General features: G+C 71.7%; 13 protein-coding genes. 10 read left to right on the forward strand and 3 right to left on the reverse strand.

Annotated elements, in window-relative coordinates; genetic code table 11:
* Position 1: 1 nt before the first annotated feature.
* The 6 genes from ACZ6W9_RS00670 (at position 2) to ACZ6W9_RS00695 (ending at position 6,008) form a co-directional block, all read left to right on the forward strand.
* The gene (locus ACZ6W9_RS00670; protein ID WP_362942526.1) at positions 2-1,219 is read left to right on the forward strand and encodes an ATP-binding protein; all 1,218 of its coding nucleotides are present in this window, start codon (positions 2-4) and stop codon (positions 1,217-1,219) included.
* A gap of 64 nt (positions 1,220-1,283) precedes the next feature.
* The gene (locus ACZ6W9_RS00675; RefSeq protein ID WP_362942529.1) at positions 1,284-1,922 is read left to right on the forward strand and encodes a response regulator transcription factor; all 639 of its coding nucleotides are present in this window, start codon (positions 1,284-1,286) and stop codon (positions 1,920-1,922) included.
* 184 nt (positions 1,923-2,106) lie between these two features.
* Complete coding sequence (locus tag ACZ6W9_RS00680) at positions 2,107-3,576, forward strand: glutamate-cysteine ligase family protein (RefSeq protein ID WP_470116484.1); 1,470 nt, start codon at positions 2,107-2,109, stop codon at positions 3,574-3,576.
* Between the two features lie 239 nt (positions 3,577-3,815).
* Positions 3,816-4,508: a neutral zinc metallopeptidase gene (locus tag ACZ6W9_RS00685; protein WP_470116485.1), complete on the forward strand. Its 693-nt coding sequence runs from the start codon at positions 3,816-3,818 to the stop codon at positions 4,506-4,508.
* A 188-nt stretch (positions 4,509-4,696) separates the two neighbouring features.
* The gene (locus ACZ6W9_RS00690; RefSeq protein ID WP_389958238.1) at positions 4,697-4,960 is read left to right on the forward strand and encodes a WhiB family transcriptional regulator; all 264 of its coding nucleotides are present in this window, start codon (positions 4,697-4,699) and stop codon (positions 4,958-4,960) included.
* A 187-nt stretch (positions 4,961-5,147) separates the two neighbouring features.
* Positions 5,148-6,008: a CPBP family intramembrane glutamic endopeptidase gene (locus tag ACZ6W9_RS00695; RefSeq protein ID WP_470116486.1), complete on the forward strand. Its 861-nt coding sequence runs from the start codon at positions 5,148-5,150 to the stop codon at positions 6,006-6,008.
* A gap of 186 nt (positions 6,009-6,194) precedes the next feature.
* Here the strand turns inward: ACZ6W9_RS00695 and ACZ6W9_RS00700 are convergent, their stop codons facing one another.
* Positions 6,195-6,914 (reverse strand): PIG-L deacetylase family protein, encoded by a 720-nt coding sequence (locus ACZ6W9_RS00700; RefSeq protein WP_389958244.1) that lies wholly within the window; start codon positions 6,912-6,914, stop codon positions 6,195-6,197.
* Positions 6,915-7,055: 141 nt separating this feature from the next.
* Here ACZ6W9_RS00700 and pcrA point away from each other — a divergent pair, with 141 nt between their 5' ends.
* Complete coding sequence (gene pcrA, locus ACZ6W9_RS00705; protein ID WP_389959252.1) at positions 7,056-9,314, forward strand: DNA helicase PcrA; 2,259 nt, start codon at positions 7,056-7,058, stop codon at positions 9,312-9,314.
* A 203-nt stretch (positions 9,315-9,517) separates the two neighbouring features.
* Here pcrA and ACZ6W9_RS00710 read toward each other — a convergent pair whose 3' ends face one another.
* Both ACZ6W9_RS00710 and ACZ6W9_RS00715 read right to left on the reverse strand, forming a co-directional pair.
* On the reverse strand, positions 9,518-10,387 hold the full coding sequence (locus ACZ6W9_RS00710) for a hypothetical protein (protein WP_389958247.1): 870 nt from the start codon (positions 10,385-10,387) through the stop codon (positions 9,518-9,520).
* A 448-nt stretch (positions 10,388-10,835) separates the two neighbouring features.
* The gene (locus tag ACZ6W9_RS00715; RefSeq protein ID WP_389958249.1) at positions 10,836-11,591 is read right to left on the reverse strand and encodes a hypothetical protein; all 756 of its coding nucleotides are present in this window, start codon (positions 11,589-11,591) and stop codon (positions 10,836-10,838) included.
* Positions 11,592-11,850: 259 nt separating this feature from the next.
* On the opposite strand from ACZ6W9_RS00715, the gene ACZ6W9_RS00720 reads away from it, so the two are divergent.
* The 3 genes from ACZ6W9_RS00720 to sucD all read left to right on the forward strand — a co-directional run bounded on the left by ACZ6W9_RS00720 (position 11,851) and on the right by sucD (position 14,543).
* Positions 11,851-12,258 (forward strand): cobalamin B12-binding domain-containing protein, encoded by a 408-nt coding sequence (locus tag ACZ6W9_RS00720; protein WP_362945156.1) that lies wholly within the window; start codon positions 11,851-11,853, stop codon positions 12,256-12,258.
* Between the two features lie 228 nt (positions 12,259-12,486).
* Complete coding sequence (gene sucC / locus ACZ6W9_RS00725; protein ID WP_362945158.1) at positions 12,487-13,668, forward strand: ADP-forming succinate--CoA ligase subunit beta; 1,182 nt, start codon at positions 12,487-12,489, stop codon at positions 13,666-13,668.
* A complete protein-coding gene (gene sucD / locus ACZ6W9_RS00730; protein WP_362945160.1) occupies positions 13,668-14,543 on the forward strand; it encodes a succinate--CoA ligase subunit alpha in 876 nt (291 codons plus the stop codon). Before sucC ends, sucD begins: the two co-directional genes overlap by 1 nt.
* Positions 14,544-14,553: the final 10 nt, after the last annotated feature.

Below are 14,553 nucleotides of genomic sequence, written 5' to 3' on the forward strand. Positions count from 1 at the left end.
TATGGCTGACCGAGAGACTATTCGTGACGCGGCCCCGGTGACCTCCGGAGAGCCCGCCCCCTTCCCCCGGCTGGTGCGCCCCGTCCAGGGACGCCTGGTCGCCGGGGTGGCCGAGGGCGCCGCCGCACAGCTGCGGCTCGACCCCGTCGTGCTGCGGCTGGCGTTCGTGCTGCTCACCGTCCTGGACGGGATCGGCGCTGTGGCGTACGCGGCGCTGTGGCTGTTCACGTCGCGCGAGCCGTACGAGGGCAAGGAGCCCGCCCGCGACTGGAGTCAGGTCGCCTCCTACGCGGCGGTCGGGCTGGCGCTGCTGGCGCTGGGCTGGCTCACGGGCGCCCGGACCGGCGGGATCGGCGCCTGGCCGATCGCGGTCGGCGGGATCGGCTCGCTGATCCTGTGGCAGCAGGCCGACCCCGACCGGCGGCGACGCTGGATGAGCACGACGGTCGGCCAGGTGCGCCGGAACCGGGTGCGCACGTTCGCCGGTCTGGTGCTGGTCGTCGTGGGCGCGATCGGCTTCCTGGTGGCCACCGACGAGCTGGACGCGGCCCGGCCCGGCATCGTGTTCACGCTCGTCGTCGTCGGCGGTGTCGCGCTCATCGCGGCCCCCTGGCTGGCCGCGCTGTGGAAGGAACTGCAGCGCGAGCGCCGCGAGCGCATCCGGCAGGAGGAGCGCGCCGAGGTGGCCGCGCACGTGCACGACTCCGTGCTGCACACGCTGACGCTGATCCAGCGCAACGCCGACGATCCCCGCGAGGTGGCGCGGCTGGCCCGCTCCCAGGAGCGTGAGCTGCGCAACTGGCTCTACCAGCCCAAGCAGGACGCCGACGCGTCCCTGGCCGCGGCCGTGCGCCGGGTCGCGGCCGAGGAGGAGGACGCGCACGGCGTCCCGATCGAGGTCGTCTGCGTGGGCGACTGCCCGCTGACCCCCGAGCTGTCGTCGATGATGCAGGCGGCCAGACAGGCTATGGTCAATGCGGCGAAATACTCTGGATCCTCCGTCATCTCCGTCTACGCCGAGGCGGAGCCGGAGGAGGTCACCGTCTTCGTCCGGGACCGCGGCGCCGGGTTCGACATGGATCAGGTGCCCGAGGACCGGATGGGCATCCGCCAGTCGATCATCGGCCGGATGGAGCGCAACGGAGGCGGCGCCCGTATCCGGACCGAGCCCGGAGAGGGCACCGAAGTCATGTTGACCATGAAGCTGGAGAAGGCGTGATCGAGCGGGCCCGGAGCGGCGGCGGCCGGCGCGGGCGGTCCGCGAGGCGCGTTGGGGAGGGTGCATGGGCGCCATCAGGGTTCTGATCGTCGACGACCACCGGCTGTTCCGCTCGGGGGTCCGCGCGGAGCTGGGCGACTCCATCGAGGTGGTGGGCGAGGCCGAGGACGTCGAGTCCGCCGTCCGGGCGATCGGCGAGCTGACGCCGGACGTGGTCCTGCTCGACGTGCACATGCCCGGCGGGGGCGGCCAGGAGGTGCTGCGCCGCGTCCTGGGCGCGGGCTCACAGGTCCGGTTCCTGGCGCTGTCGGTCTCCGACGCCGCCGAGGACGTCATCGGGGTGATCCGCGGCGGCGCCCGGGGCTACGTCACCAAGAACATCAGCGGCCGCGAGCTCACCGACGCGATCCGCCGGGTGGCCGAGGGCGACGCGGTGTTCTCGCCGCGGCTGGCCGGTTTCGTGCTGGACGCCTTCGCCTCCAGCGAGGCCCCGCCGATCGACCCCGAGCTCGACTCGCTGACCCAGCGCGAGCGGGAGGTCCTGCGCCTGATCGCCCGAGGCTACGCCTACAAGGAGATCGCCAAGGAGCTGTTCATCTCGGTGAAGACCGTGGAGACCCACGTCTCGTCGGTGCTGCGCAAGCTCCAGCTCTCCAACCGCCACGAGCTGTCCCGCTGGGCCACCGCGCGCCGCCTGGTCTGACGGGGCCGCCCTCCCGCTCTGACGGGGGCCGTCGCGCCGGCCTGCTCTGACGGGGCCGCCGTCCGCCCGCCGTACGGTCCGCACCGCCGTGACGGTCCGGAGGTACGGCGGGTCCGGACCGGTTCTGACCTGGGAACGAGACCCGGTCTGTACGACTTGTTGCTTATATGCGACTCTGCGAAGTATGGGTCGTGACGTACCCGCGATGGTGTTCAGCCGGGAGGACCGGCGGCGATACCGCGACAAGGTCCGCCGGTGCCTCGACGTCTTCGCGCAGATGCTGCGAGAGTCCCGGTTCGAGTTCGACCGTCCCAGGGCCGGGCTGGAGATAGAGCTCAACCTCGTCGACGAGCGCGGCGAGCCCACCATGAGGAACGCCGAGGTGCTGGCGGCGATCGCGCAGCCTGACTGGGGCACCGAGCTCGGCCGGTTCAACGTGGAGATCAACGTCAGCCCGGAGACCCTGTCGGGAGACGGCGTCGCCCGGCTGGAGAAGGTGGTGCGCGACCGCCTCAACCACGCCGAGGAACGGGCCCGGACGGTCGGCGGGCACCTGATGATGGTCGGCATCCTGCCCACGCTGCGCGAGGGCGACGTGCACGAGGGCACGCTGTCGGCCAACCCCCGCTACAGGCTGCTCAACGAGCAGGTCTTCGCGGCCAGGGGCGAGGACCTGCACCTGCTGATCGAGGGCGAGGAGGTCCTCGACGCCTACGCCGACAGCATCACCCCCGAGGCCGCCTGCACGAGCCTCCAGCTCCATCTCCAGATCAGCCCCCAGGCGTTCGCCGCCAACTGGAACGCGGCGCAGGCCATCGCGGGCCCCCAGGTCGCGGTGGCGGCCAACTCGCCGTACCTGTTCGGCCGCAGGCTCTGGCAGGAGACCCGGATCCCGCTGTTCGAGCAGGCCACCGACACCCGCCCGGTGGAGCTCAAGACGCAGGGGGTGCGGCCCAGGGTGTGGTTCGGGGAGCGGTGGATCACCTCGGTCTTCGACCTGTTCGAGGAGAACGCCCGGTACTTCCCGGCACTGCTGCCTCTGTGCGACGACGCCGACCCCCGCGAGGAACTGGCCCGCGGGGTCACCCCGCAGCTCGGCGAGCTGACCCTGCACAACGGGACCGTCTACCGGTGGAACCGGCCGGTCTACGCGGTCGTCGGCAACGTCCCGCACCTGCGGGTGGAGAACCGGGTGCTGCCCGCGGGCCCCACGGTCGCGGACATCGCCGCCAACGCCGCCTTCTACTACGGCCTCATGGGGGTGCTGCCGTACGCCGAGCGCCCGGTGTGGACGCGCATGTCCTTCGCCGCCGCCGCCGACAACCTGCACGCCGCCGCCCGGCACGGCCTGGACGCCCGGCTCTACTGGCCGGGGATCGGTGAGGTGGCCGCCGCCGAGCTGGTCCTGCGGCGGCTGCTGCCGCTCGCCCACGAGGGGCTCGACCGGTGGGAGGTGGACCCGGCCGTCCGCGACCGCCTCCTCGGCATCATCGAGCGGCGCTGCGTGACCGGCAGGACCGGGGCCCACTGGCAGGCCGAGACGGTGGAGGCGTACGGCGGCGCCGACCGGCACGAGGCCCTGCGCCGGATGACCCTGAGCTACGTCGAGCACATGCACACCAACGAGCCCGTGCACACCTGGCCGTCCCCCTGATCCGGCTCCCTGATCCGGCCCCCCGAGCCGGTCTCCCTGAGCCGGTCCTCCTGATCCCGTCCGCCCGCACGGCCCGCCCGCCCACCAGCCCCTCACGCCGTCGGGTCGCCTGTCCCGCGCCGCCCGTCCCGCCTGTCCCACCGGCCCCGCCCGCCCCGTGCGTCGTGATCAGCGAATGCGCCGGAGTGTAATCGCGCGTGTACCCCGCATGCCGCCGCCCGCTGGGCCACGATGGGGACATGAGCACCTTCCGCCGCGTCGTCCTGGCGCTCCTCCTGCTGGCCGTCACCGTGTCCTGCGGCAGCGAACCCACGGGGAGCGGCGGGGAGCGGCCCGACGACGACCGGGGAAGCGTCGAGGCCACCACGCCCGCCCCGCTCGGACAGGACTTCGAGTCGGACGTCAGCCTGGCCAGGGGGCTCAGCGAGCAGTACTGGAAGCAGACCTTCGCCGCCGCCGGGATGAGCTACCGGCCCATCAGCGCCTTCATCCCCTACACCGGGCAGAACGGCCCCGCCTGCGGCAACCAGCCCGCGGTGCCGGACAACGCCTTCTACTGCCCCTTCGGGCACTTCGTCGCCTATGACGAGAACTGGATGCGCGGGCTGTACGACCGGATGGGCGACGGCTCCGTCTACGTGATCATCCCGCACGAGCTGGGGCACGCCGTGCAGGCCCAGCTGAACAACGCGGGCGGCCTGAGCATCCAGCGGGAGCTGCAGGCCGACTGCTACGCGGGCGGCACGCTGGGCGCCCTGGTCAGGGGCAACGCCCTTCAGGCCGAACCGGGCGACAAGGACGAGCTGCTGCTCAACCTCGCCGCCGCCGGAGACCCCACCGACGACTGGCTGCGCCCCGACGCCCACGGTACGGCGCAGCAGCGCCAGCAGGTCTTCGCCCGGGGCTACAACGAGGGGACCTCCTCCTGCTGAGCCCCGCTCGGTCCGGCCTGGTCCTGCCGGGTCCCGCTGGGTCCTGCCGGGTTCCGCTGGGTTCCGCTCTGTCCTGCCGGGTTCCGGCGAGCCGCCGGGACCACCGGTGAATACGCCGGAAGGCTGATGCCGCACCGCCGTGCGCGGCCTACGCTGAGGTCCGGTGATCGACCAGGGGGGTGTGGGCCATGCGCAGGATGACGCCCGAGATCGGCTGGGCCGTACGGGGCGCCTGCCGCGCGAGCGATCCCGAGCTGTTCTTCCCGCTGACCCAGTCGGCGGAGCAGGAGGCGCGAGCCAAGGCGGTCTGCGCCAGATGTCCGGTGCTGGCCGACTGCCGGGCCTACGCCGTACGGAGCGGGGAACCGGAGGGCATCTGGGGCGGCCTGACCGTGCGGGAGCGGCGCGGCCTGCGCTTCCCCACCGGATGGCGACGGCCCGCGGCCGGCTGACGCCGGAACCGGCTGAGACGGCCCGGGGGCGGGACCGGTCCGGAGCGGGCCGCGGGCGGGATCGGGCCGCGGGCGGGATCGGGCTGAGGCGGGCCGCGAGCAGGGTCGGTCCGGGGCCGGCCGCGGACGGGACCGGTCCGGGACGAAGGTTCGGCAGGTGAGCAGGTGAGCAGGCGGAAGGGGAGACATGGGCGAGGTGCGGGTGGGCCGGAAGGCGGGCGGCGGAGGTGACGGGGCCGCGCTCGCGGGCGCGGTGGCCGTGCTGGCGGCGGCCAACGTGCTCAACAACCGGGTCGCGCCGCGTCTGGCCCCGCTGACCTCGGCCGCGGCCACCGGCGCGCTGCTGGCCCTGGCCCGGCACCGCGGGATCACCTGGGCCGAGATCGGGTTCCGCGACCCCGCCCGGGGACTGCGGATCGGCGGTCTCCTGGCCTCGGCCGTCGCCGGCGGCTACGCGGTGGGGATCGTCCTCCCGGCCACCCGCCCTCTCTTCCGCGACGAGCGGGCGCTGTCGCTGTCGCGCGCCCGTGTCCTGGAGGAGGCGCTCCTGCAGGTGCCGTTCGGCACGGTCCTGCTGGAGGAGGCCGGTTTCCGCGGAGTGCTGCCCGCCCTGGTCGCCCGGGCGCACGGCCCCCGGGTGGCGGCCGCCGTCTCCTCGGTGCTGTTCGGCCTGTGGCATGTGCTCCCGGCGACGGACATGGCCGCCGCCAACCCCGCGCTGACCCGCCTGGCCACCGGTGAGACGTCCGCCGAGACGTCCGCCGAGACGTCCGCCGAGACGTCCGCCGAGACGTCTGCCGAGACGGTCGGTGAGGGGGCCGGTGAGACGTCCGCTGAGATGTCCGATGGGACGGCGGTGGAGACGACGCGGGTGGTGGCCGGGTCGGTGGCGACGACCGCGCTCGCCGGGCTGCTCTTCTGTGAGCTGCGCCGCCGGGGCGGGCTGGCCGCGCCGGCGCTGCTGCACCTCGCCACCAACTCGCTGGGCTACCTGTTCGCCCGGCTGGCCCCCGGCGACCCCGGCGGCACGGCCCGCCGTACGGTCTGAGCGGGGCCTCCGCCGTACGGCCTGGGCGAGACCTCCGTACGGTCTGAGCGGGCCTGAGTGGAACCCTCTGCGGCCTGGGCGGGCCTGAGCCGTACGGTCCCGGAGGATGCCGGGCACCCGGACGGCTCAGGCCCGCCGGACGCGACCGGGTCGCGGTCAGTCGGTGGCGAGCGGTCGGTCGGCCGGTCAGTCGGTGGCGACCCGCTGGAAGCCCTCGGCGTAGCTGCCCTCGGGCAGCCCGGCCTCGGACGCGGCCTGGGAGAAGCGCGACCGCAGGAACTCCTCGAAGCCCTCGACGTGGGAGACCTGGCTCGCGTGGGCCCGCAGCGCGGCGATCTTCCGGTCGAAGGCGCCGGTGACGTCGACGAAGTGGTCGGGGGAGGGGCCGCCGTTGAGCCAGACCTCCCGGACCGTCCAGGCGTCCAGGCCCTCGTCGCGCAGCAGTTCGGGGAAGGCGTAGGGGTTGCGGGCGTCGGGGTAGACGGCGTCGAGTGCGCTGGCGCCGACCGCGCGGTGGTCGGGGTGGCTGGGGGCGATGAACGAGTAGTTGCGCTCGGGGCTGTGGGTGATGACCAGGTCGGGCCGCACCTGGCGGATGACCCGGGTGATGTCGCGCCGCAGTTCCAGGCCGGGCACCAGCGTGCCGTCGCGGTGACCGAGGAAGCGCAGGTCGGTCACGCCGACGGCCTTGGCGGCGGCCGTCTGCTCGGTACGGCGCAGCTCGGCCATGCCCGTGTTGTCCAGCTCGCGGTCGAATCCGCCCGCGTCGCCGTCCGTCACGACGCAGTAGACGACCTCCACCCCGCGGTCGGTGAACCCGGCGATCGTGCCCGCGGCGGCGAAGTCGACGTCGTCGGGATGGGCGGTCACGACGAGCACCCGGTTTATCTCATTCTCAGACAGCATGCCTGACCCTTCCGATGCTTTCCGGTTTCCGCTCATATCCAGCTGTACGTGATTCTGGCAACTTCCCGCGTGTCCGCGGGCATTCCTCCGGGGCGCGGGCCGCGGTTGTCGGCCGGTCGGCCTAATCTAGGTGACGTGTCGATCCCAGCCGCCTCAGTGACCCACCCGTTGCTCGACGGGCTCAACCTCCAGCAGCGCGAGGCCGTGGTGCACCACGGCAGCCCGTTGCTCATCGTCGCGGGCGCGGGGTCGGGCAAGACGCGGGTGCTGACCCACCGCATCGCCTACCTCCTGGAGGAGCGGGGCGCGCGGCCGCAGGAGATCCTCGCGATCACCTTCACGAACAAGGCCGCCCGGGAGATGAAGGAGCGGGTCGACCGGCTCATCGGGCCGCGCTCGGCGGCGATGTGGGTGATGACCTTCCACAGCGCGTGCGTGCGGATCCTGCGCCGGGAGGCGGGGCGGCTGGGCTTCCCCACGAGCTTCTCGATCTACGACCAGGCCGACTCCCAGCGGCTGATGGCGATGGTCTGCCGCGAGATGGACCTCGACCCCAAGCGCTATCCGCCGCGGTCCTTCTCCGCGCAGGTCAGCAACTTCAAGAACGAGCTGATCGACTACGAGACGGCGGCAGGGCAGGCGGCGAGCCACCTGGAGCGCACGCTCGCCGAGGCGTACCGCACCTACCAGCGGCGGCTGACCGAGGCCGGCGCGATGGACTTCGACGACCTCATCATGATGACGGTCACGCTGTTCCAGCTCTTCCCCGACGTGGCCGAGCACTACCGCCGTCGCTGGCGGCACGTCATGGTCGACGAGTACCAGGACACCAACCACGCCCAGTACACGCTGATCCGCGAGCTGGTCGGCACCCCCGAGCTGCGCACCGCCGACGGCGAGCTGGTCAGGGAGGGCACCGCCGGGATCCCCCCGGCGGAGCTGTGCGTGGTCGGCGACGCCGACCAGTCGATCTACGCCTTCCGCGGCGCGACGATCCGCAACATCCTGGAGTTCGAGCGCGACTATCCCGACGCCAAGACGATCCTGCTGGAGCAGAACTACCGCTCCACCCAGACGATCCTGACCGCGGCCAACGCGGTGATCGCGCGCAACGAGAGCCGCAAGCCGAAGAACCTGTGGTCCGACCAGGGCTCCGGCCCGAAGATCGTCGGCTACGTCGCGGACAACGAGCACGACGAGGCCATGTTCGTCGCGCAGGAGGTCGACCGGCTCTCCGACGAGGAGGACGTCACGCCCGGCCAGGTGGCGGTGTTCTACCGCACCAACGCGGCCTCCCGTGTGTTCGAGGAGGTGTTCATCCGCACCGGCCTGCCGTACAAGGTGGTCGGCGGGGTGCGCTTCTACGAGCGCAAGGAGGTCCGTGACCTGCTGGCCTACCTCCGGGTGCTGGCCAACCCCGGCGACGTCGTCTCGCTGCGCCGCATCCTCAACGTGCCCAAGCGCGGCATCGGCGACCGGGCCGAGGCGATGGTGGAGGCGTTCGCCGCCCGGGAGCGGATCCCCTTCGCCGAGGCGCTCCGGCGGGCCGGCGAGGCGCCGGGGATGGCGACCCGCTCGGTCAACGCCATCAAGGAGTTCCTCGCCCTGCTGGACGACCTGACCGCCAAGGCCGCCACCATGCCGCCGTCGGAGCTGGCCCAGGAGGTGCTGGAGGCCACCGGTTACCGTGCCGAGCTGGCCGCCTCCGGCGATCCCCAGGACGAGAGCCGCCTGGAGAACCTCGACGAGATGATCTCGGTGGCGTCGGAGTTCGAGGAGGCCAACCCCGAGGGCACCCTCGTGGAGTTCCTGGAGCAGGTCTCGCTGGTGGCCGACGCCGACCAGATCCCCGCCGACGACGGCGGCCAGGGAGTGGTCACGCTGATGACCCTGCACACCGCCAAGGGTCTGGAGTTCCCGGTGGTGTTCCTCACCGGCATGGAGGACGGCGTCTTCCCGCACGTGCGCTCGCTGGGCGAGCCCAAGGAACTGGAGGAGGAGCGCCGCCTGGCCTACGTCGGCATCACCCGGGCCCAGAAGCGGCTCTACGTCTCCCGGGCGGCCGTGCGCAGCGCGTGGGGAGCGCCCGCGTTCAACCCGGCGTCCCGGTTCGTCTCCGAGATCCCCGGTGAGCTGGTCGACTGGCGCACCGATCCGGGCAAGAACGCCTGGGTCGCGGCCACCCGGCGGGAGCCGCGTGCCGCCGCGCCCGCGAAGAAGCCCGGCGGACGTCAGATCCCCAGCCTCACCCCCGGCGACCGCGTCACCCACGACAAGTTCGGCCTCGGCACGGTCGTGTCGGTGGACGGCGTCGCGGAGAAGACCAAGGTGAAGATCGACTTCGGTAGCGGCGGCGAGAAGACCCTGCTCCTCGCCTACGCGCCGGTGGAGAAGCTCTGACGGGCGCCCGCCCGCCGGTCCGGTGAGCGGGTGCTCACCGGACCGGTGACGCCCGGCCGGTCCACGGCCGGACGAGGTCCGGTTCCGGGCGCGGCGCGGAACCGGGCGCGGTCCTGAACCGTACGCGGTTCCAAGCCGTACGCGGTCCCGAACCGAAGGCGGTCCGGGACCGGATGCGGCTCAGCGCCTCCGGGGAGAGACGGTCATCTGCCGATCGGGGTGGGCACCTCGGCCGTCGCGCCGTCCTGGAGGTCCTTGGCCGTCGCGACATCCTCAGGAGCCGGAGCCTTGACCGACACCTCGGCGCCCCAGCCGGTGTAGCGGGTGTCGGTCTCCATCGTCGACCTGCCGTCGTCGGCCGTACTGGCCTCGCTGGTCACGAGCCGCTGGGGAAGGCGGTCGGAGCCGAGGAAGAGCTTCCAGCTCACCTTGATCTTGGCGTACCTGCCGGTGATCCTCGCGCCGCTCACCGAGGCCCGGAACCACGGCGAGATCTTGTTCAGCTCGCCGTAGGTGATCTTTCCGGAGTAGAACCCGGGACGCTCGGTGGTGGCGTGCGCCAGCAGTGCCTTGAGCGTCGCGGGCTCGGCGGCGTTGACCTTCTGGGTTATGACGCCGAGCATGCCGAGCGTCTCGGCGGGGTAGCGGAGCCAGGTCTTTCCCTCCGGCAGGAACTCGCCGAAGTATCCGCCGGAGATGTAGCTCGCCTTGCCGACGCGCACGACCCTCTCCGGCTTGGCGAACCCGGCGATGCCCTTCGTGTCCTCGTCGTCGGGATCGATGCCGAGATCGCTCAGCTTGATCCGCATCTTGCCCGTCTGGTCGGACGCGGCGATTCCGGAGGCGCCGAATCCGAGGACGCCGTCGCGCTGGGCGAGGACGCGGCTCCCCTGGGGGCTCGTGACCTTCGTCTTGTCGACGAAGGACACGCCGCGGCCGCCGCCCATCTGGCTCCGCAGCGCGGCGAGCGGGTCCTTGGCCCGGGCGGTCTGGGCGTGCGCGGTCGTGGCGATCGCGGGGACGCCCAGCGCGGCCGTCGCGGCGCATGCCAGAACGGCGATGTGTCGCTTCAAAGGAAAGTCCTCCTGAATGTTCCCTCCACCCTGCGTGGGAGGGGCGGAAGTATTTCTATCAGGAAAGATCACGAAATAAAGGGAAATAAAGGGAACAGCGGGAAGTCGAAGACCGGCGGGGCCGGTGGCCGGGGATCGTCCGCCCCGGCCACCGGCCCTTTTCCGGCTTCTTTCGCTTTCTGCGATTTCGTGCCGGCCCGTCTGCCGCCGGTTCGCCGGTCCGTACGGTTTCGGCTCATCGGCCCGCACGATTTCGGATCATCAACCCGTACGGTTCCGGATCATCGGCCCATATGGGTTCGGTTCATCGGTCCGCATGGTTTCGGTTCACCGGCTCATCTGGTTTCGGCCCATTGGCCGTGCGGTTCCGGCTCACCGGCCCGTGTTCTTCCGGCGTGTCAGCCCGTACGGCTTCGGCCCACCGGGTTTCCGCCGGTCGCTCCGGATGTCAGCTCGTCGGCTCTCCGGAGGCGGGGGCCGGGGTGGGCGCGGTGAGGGTGACGGGGGTGCCCCAGGAGGTGAAGCGCACGTCGCTGACGCGGGTCACGTGCATGCCGCGCGGCGGCACGGTCCAGGAGGTGACCAGCCGGGCGGGGAGACGGTCGCGGCCGAGCCACAGGCGCCAGCTCACCTTCGTGGCCGCCATGGCGGCGATGGGCCGCTTCCCGCCGAGGGAGGCGCGGTAGGACGGCGAGACGCGGTAGAGCTCGCCGAGGGTGGTGGTCCCCTTGAGCGTGGACGGACCGGCCTTCTTCCCGGCCGAACCGCCCTTCCCCGAGGCCGGCAGCAGCGACTTCAGCGTGTCCGGCTCCAGGAGCATGACCGGGGTGAAGAAGGGGGAGGCGGCGCGGGAGGACTTGACCCATCTCCTGCCGACCATCCCGCCGCTGAGGTAGGTGTCCCCGCCGGCGCTGAGGGTGCGCAGCGGCGCGGTGTCGTCCCCGGGGAGGGCGGACTTCGACCGGATGTCGTGACCCGTGACGCCGGAGGGGCCGAACTCCACGGTGCCCCGGCGTATCTGGGCGGAGAGGAGTTCGCGCCCGGAGTAGGTCCGGCCGCTTTCGGTGATCCGTACGCCGTGGCCCGCGACGAACCGCGCCTGCAGCGCGGCCGCCGGGTCGGCGGGCGCGGCCTGGGCCGTGGCGGGGACGGCGGCGGTGGGCACCGCCAGCGCGGTGGCCGCCACGATGATCCATCGCTTCATGGGGGAGCTTCCTCCTGAGGCTAGAAGATCAGAAACCCTATGGCATGTCCTATGGAATGTAGGCATTCATAACAATAAAAGTGGTGAAAAGCACTGATGGTGGGAAAGACCCACCGGAAAGCGCGGCCCCGGAGGAGCGTGACGGGCACGCGCCCGAGGAGGTGACGGGCACGCGGTCCGGAGCGCTCCGGGCGCGGCCGTTAGGCTGCCGTCAGCTCAGCTCCCACGTCACGCGTGGGACACGGACAAGGAGGTCTGGATGGACGCCGAGCCGAGGATCCGCGTTGTCATCGCCAAGCCCGGCCTGGACGGGCACGACCGGGGTGTGAAGATCGTCGCGAGGGCGTTGCGGGACGCCGGGATGGAGGTCGTCTACACCGGCCTGCACCAGACGCCCGAGCAGATCGTGCGCACCGCGATCCAGGAGGACGCCGCGGCGATCGGTCTGTCCATCCTCTCCGGCGCGCACATGACGCTGTTCGCCAAGGTGATCGAGCTGCTCGCGGAGAGCGACGCGAGCGACATCGTCGTCTTCGGCGGCGGGATCATCCCGGAGGCGGACCTGCCCGAGCTGGAGCGGATGGGCGTGGCCCGGGTCTTCACGCCCGGGGCGACCACCCAGGAGATCGTCGAGTGGGTGCGGGGGGCGATCCCCGCGCGGGTCTGACCCCGCGGGACGCGGACGCTTCCCCGCCGCGTCCCGATATGATCCCCAGGACGTTCGCCACCCTCGCCTCATTGGCCTCGCCCGTAGCCGTTCGCGGACCCGGTGACCTGGTCATGCGCGCGGGGGGCTAGGCTTCATTGGCGCAAAACCGCCGGGCTCCCCTCACACCACGGAGCCGGCCCGCCGACATTTTCAGTACACCAGCCGGACAAGCAAGGACGGACCCTCGTGGACCTGTTCGAACATCAGGCGAAGGAGCTCTTCGCGGAGTACGGCATCCCGGTGCCGCGCGGCATCGTCGCGCACACCGTGGAGGAGGCGCGCGCGGCAGCCGAGCAGCTGACCGGCCGTGTCGTCGTCAAGGCACAGGTCAAGACCGGTGGTCGCGGCAAGGCGGGCGGCGTCAAGGTCGCCGACGACGCCGCCGACGCCGAGCAGAAGGCCACCCAGATCCTCGGCATGGACATCAAGGGCCACACGGTCCACAAGGTCCTGATCGAGGAGGCCAGCGCGATCGCGGAGGAGTACTACTTCTCCTTCCTGCTCGACCGCGCCAACCGCACCTTCATCGCCATCTGCTCCGCCGCCGGCGGCATGGACATCGAAGAGGTCGCGCACACCGCCCCCGAGAAGGTCGCGAAGGTCCCCGTGTCCCCGCTGGACGGCGTGACCCGCGACAAGGCCCGTGAGATCGCCGTGGCCGGCGGCCTGCCGGAGAAGGCGCTGGACGGCGCCGCCGAGATCATCGAGAAGCTCTGGGCCGTCTTCGTCGACGAGGACGCCTCCCTGGTCGAGGTCAACCCGATGATCCTGTCCGCCGACGGCCAGGTGAAGGCCCTCGACGGCAAGGTCACCCTCGACGACAACGCCGTCTTCCGCCAGGCCGAGCACGAGGCCTACGCGGACAAGGCGGCCGAGGACCCGCTGGAGGCCGCGGCCAAGGCCAAGGACCTCAACTACGTCAAGCTCGACGGCAGCGTCGGCATCATCGGCAACGGCGCCGGCCTGGTCATGTCGACCCTCGACGTCGTCGCCTACGCCGGCGAGGCGTTCCCCGGGCAGCCCAAGCCCGCCAACTTCCTCGACATCGGCGGCGGCGCCTCCGCCGAGGTCATGGCGGCCGGCCTGGAGATCATCCTCTCCGACCCGTCGGTGAAGTCGATCTTCGTGAACGTCTTCGGCGGCATCACCGCCTGCGACGCGGTCGCCAACGGAGTCGTCTCGGCCTTCCAGCTCCTGGAGAGCCGCGGCGAGACCGTCAGCCGCCCCCTGGTCGTCCGGCTGGACGGCAACAATGCCGAGCTCGGACGCAAGATCCTGGCCGACGCCGCCCTGTCCGGCGTCGAGCTGGTCGACACGATGGACGATGCGGCCAAGCGTGCCGCCGAGCTCGCAGCGGTAGGTGCGTAATGGCCATCTGGCTCAACGAGAACAGCAAGATCATCGTCCAGGGCATGACCGGCGGTGAGGGCACCAAGCACACCCGCCGCATGCTCGCCTCCGGCGCCAGGGTCGTCGGCGGCGTGAACGCCCGCAAGGCCGGCATCACCCACGAGGGCCTGCCCGTCTTCGGCACCGTCGCCGAGGCCATGCAGCAGACCGGCGCCGACGTGTCGGTCGTCTTCGTGCCGCCGGCGGCCACCAAGGCCGCGGTCAAGGAGGCCATCGACGCCGAGATCCCGCTCTGCGTGGTCATCACCGAGGGCGTCCCGGTCCACGACACCACCGAGTTCTGGGCCTACGCCGTCGCCAAGGGCAACAAGACCCGCATCATCGGCCCGAACTGCCCCGGCATCGCCTCGCCCGGCGCCTCCAACGCCGGCATCATCCCGGCCGACATCACCACCGCCGGCCGCATCGGCCTGGTCTCGAAGTCGGGCACGCTGACCTACCAGCTCATGTACGAGCTGCGTGACTTCGGCTTCTCCACCGCCGTCGGCATCGGCGGCGACCCGGTCATCGGCACCACGCACATCGATGCTCTCCAGGCGTTCCAGGACGACCCGGACACCGACGCGATCGTCATGATCGGTGAGATCGGCGGTGACGCCGAGGAGCGGGCCGCCGCCTACATCGAGCAGCACGTGACCAAGCCGGTCGTCGCCTACGTCGCGGGCTTCACCGCCCCCGAGGGCAAGACCATGGGTCACGCCGGTGCGATCGTGTCCGGCTCGGCCGGCACCGCGCAGGCGAAGAAGGAGGCTCTGGAGAAGGTCGGCGTCCGCGTCGGCAAGACCCCGAGCGAGACCGCCCGCCTGATGCGCGAGATCATGCAGAACCGTTAGCCGGCCCTCG

The sequence above is a fragment of the Streptosporangium sp. NPDC053982 genome (genome assembly GCF_055585205.1).